We start from the raw sequence: 2,581 nt of genomic DNA, 5'->3' as shown, positions 1-2,581 counted from the left end.
TAAGTAAAGAGTGCCAACTACCTTGAAAAACACCGGCGATGTGCTGAACACCATGGTCGACGTGGTCGAGGGTATATTTACTCTGATGTCGTGATTGAAACTGCGCTAGTGATTAAAGGTGGATTTAACTTGTCATTATGGTCACTTGAAGGCTTTACTTATTCGGTATTCCAGATTATGAATTTGCTATTGTGTTCGCCAAGCTACAGCTATATCAGTAAATGAGCTAAGACTGTTGAGATTAAGTATTGAGCGCCAAGTACCGGCACCGTGGCGCATGTTGTCTTCGATTTAACAGGTCTAAAAGTTTACGGTGAAGGTAAGTGGAGAATCCGTAAGTACGGCAAAGAGAAGCGTCGTACTGGGTGCAAACTACACCTAGCAGTCGATAGTTGTACTCATGAAGTTGCTTCGGCTGAAGCCTCCTTAGTCAATGTCGCTCACAATGAGTCCTATCCATATTGCTCAATCCGTTGAGGAGAGGTATTACTCAAGTGTCAGCTGATGGTGCCTATGACACTAAGGCATGCTATAAACTACTCAAACGCAAAGGGGGGGGGGAACCCTACAATACCACCTTGAAGTAATGCAGGGTATTGGGAGGAGGGGCATCCGAGAAATAAAGCAGTTAAAGCGCTCAAAGCTAAACAATTAGACAATGGAAACAGGATAATGATTACAACGTAAGGTCACTCTCTGCGACTGCGATGTATCGATATAAGCAGCTGATTAGTCCTAAATTTAGCCTCCGTGATTACAACACTCAGGTAGGCGACGCTTTAGCTGGCGTCAAAGCAGTGAACAAAGTCACTGGGCTAGATATGCTAATTAGGACAGGCTGCCTAATGCGGTACAACCCTATGGGTAGCGGCGTCTAGCACCTTGGTGTGATCAACAGCGCCGTTTCATGCTTGTGACGATAAGTTGGGTTATATGTCAGCTTATTTTGTTTAATATGGGTTTAACTAATAATTTGGTAATTATTTTTAGGTGGCCTTAAGAAAATTTCTCTAATTAGCGCTAGAATAAGGAAGGCAACTCGTTGAGTTGGTTTTTAGGTCTGCCTTTTTGTTTTTAAAATTACTTGAGGCGCAGTGAACTTACCTAGGTGTTTATAGAAGGCCTAAACAAATGTAGTTGATTGTGCAGTGCCGATATTGGGCGAACTTTAATAGGTAATAACATGGCTCAAGTTATTTTAGTGACAGGTGGTGCTGGATTTATAGGCTCTGCATTAATTCGATATTTAATTACGGAAACTGATGACTCAGTGGTTAATATCGACTGTCTTACTTATGCAAGCAATATGGATGGATTAGTTGAAGTCATTGACTCGCCACGCTACCATTTTATTGAAGCTAATATATGTGATAGGGCTGAGATTAATGTTGCTCTTAAGCGGTTTCAGCCTGATGTGATTATGCACTTAGCTGCTGAAAGTCATGTTGATCGCTCCATTAACGGTGCGGATGAGTTTATACAGACTAACATTGTTGGTACTTTTACTTTGTTGGAAGCTTGCCGTGATTATTACTCAGCCTTGCAAGGTGAGAAGCGACAAGGGTTTCGATTCCATCATATTTCTACAGACGAGGTTTATGGAGATTTGGAACATGGTGAGTTATTTACCGAAGGTTCTGCTTATAAACCTAGCTCTCCATATTCGGCAACTAAGGCCGCAGCGGATCATATAGTCCGAGCATGGCATCGCACTTATGCGTTACCTATTTTAATCTCAAACTGCTCTAATAATTACGGCCCCTTTCAGCATATCGAAAAACTCATTCCACAAACCATAAACAATGCGTTAGCGGGAAAGCCTATACCTATTTATGGCAATGGCCTACAAATCCGCGACTGGCTTTATGTTGAGGATCACGTCACCGCGTTATATACGGTATTGCGTAAAGGAAGGGTAGGGGAAACCTATAACATTGGTGCTAATTGTGAGAAACGCAACATTGATGTCGTCAACATAATCTGTGAGCAGCTTGAGGAGTTAGCTGGCAACAACCCTAATTCATTAAAAATGAGCAAAGGCCAAATTGGATTTAAAAGCTTAATTGTTTATGTTGAAGACAGGGCCGGTCATGATATTCGTTATGCTATCGACTCAAGTAAACTGCAACGTGAGCTTAGTTGGAAACCAACGGAAACATTTGAGTCCGGTTTACGTAAAACCTTACAGTGGTATTTTATTGAGTCGAACCGCGTCTAAATTAATGCAAAATGCACAGTAACACCTCTCATCCAGAGTTCCGTGTATAACCCCGTCTATTCCTACCTTTGTTATGCAACGAACCCAAGTCTGCATCATTTTCACTATAGATTCCGCTAACCTAAACAATGCATTCGAAAATTGTAAGCAGCTCTCCTTTTATCCCAATCGTATTAACCATCTCTTTCAAGTGCTTAACTTATCAATATGCTGGCCTACGAATTGTGGTTCCCCATTCATAAGTAAGCGTCCGGTATATTCTGGTCTAATCGATCTGGACACCTTGATTGTGGATAATAGAAGCATCAATTGAGGTGAGCATGAATACGAAAAGACAGTACCAAAGTAAGCGTCCGGTAAACC

The 2,581-nt window shown here is 41.7% G+C and carries 1 protein-coding gene and 1 pseudogene; both read left to right on the top strand.

Annotated features, from left to right (window positions below):
• Window positions 1–39 precede the first annotated feature (39 nt).
• Window positions 40–878: pseudogene (locus tag AB4238_RS20065) on the top strand (IS5 family transposase); the annotation flags it as partial.
• Between the two features lie 305 nt (window positions 879–1,183).
• Window positions 1,184–2,218: a dTDP-glucose 4,6-dehydratase gene (gene rfbB, locus AB4238_RS20060; RefSeq protein ID WP_372035134.1), complete on the top strand. Its 1,035-nt coding sequence runs from the start codon at window positions 1,184–1,186 to the stop codon at window positions 2,216–2,218.
• Window positions 2,219–2,581: the final 363 nt, after the last annotated feature.

This window comes from Shewanella sp. 10N.286.45.A1, assembly GCF_041470405.1.
GTDB lineage: Bacteria > Pseudomonadota > Gammaproteobacteria > Enterobacterales > Shewanellaceae > Shewanella.
This window is presented reverse-complemented; position numbering and strand designations above follow the sequence as displayed.

Bases quoted from the DNA above. Each gene is read 5' to 3' on its own strand.
- rfbB (WP_372035134.1), top strand. From the start codon at position 1,184: ATGGCTCAAGTTATTTTAGTGACAGGTGGTGCTGGATTTATAGGCTCT.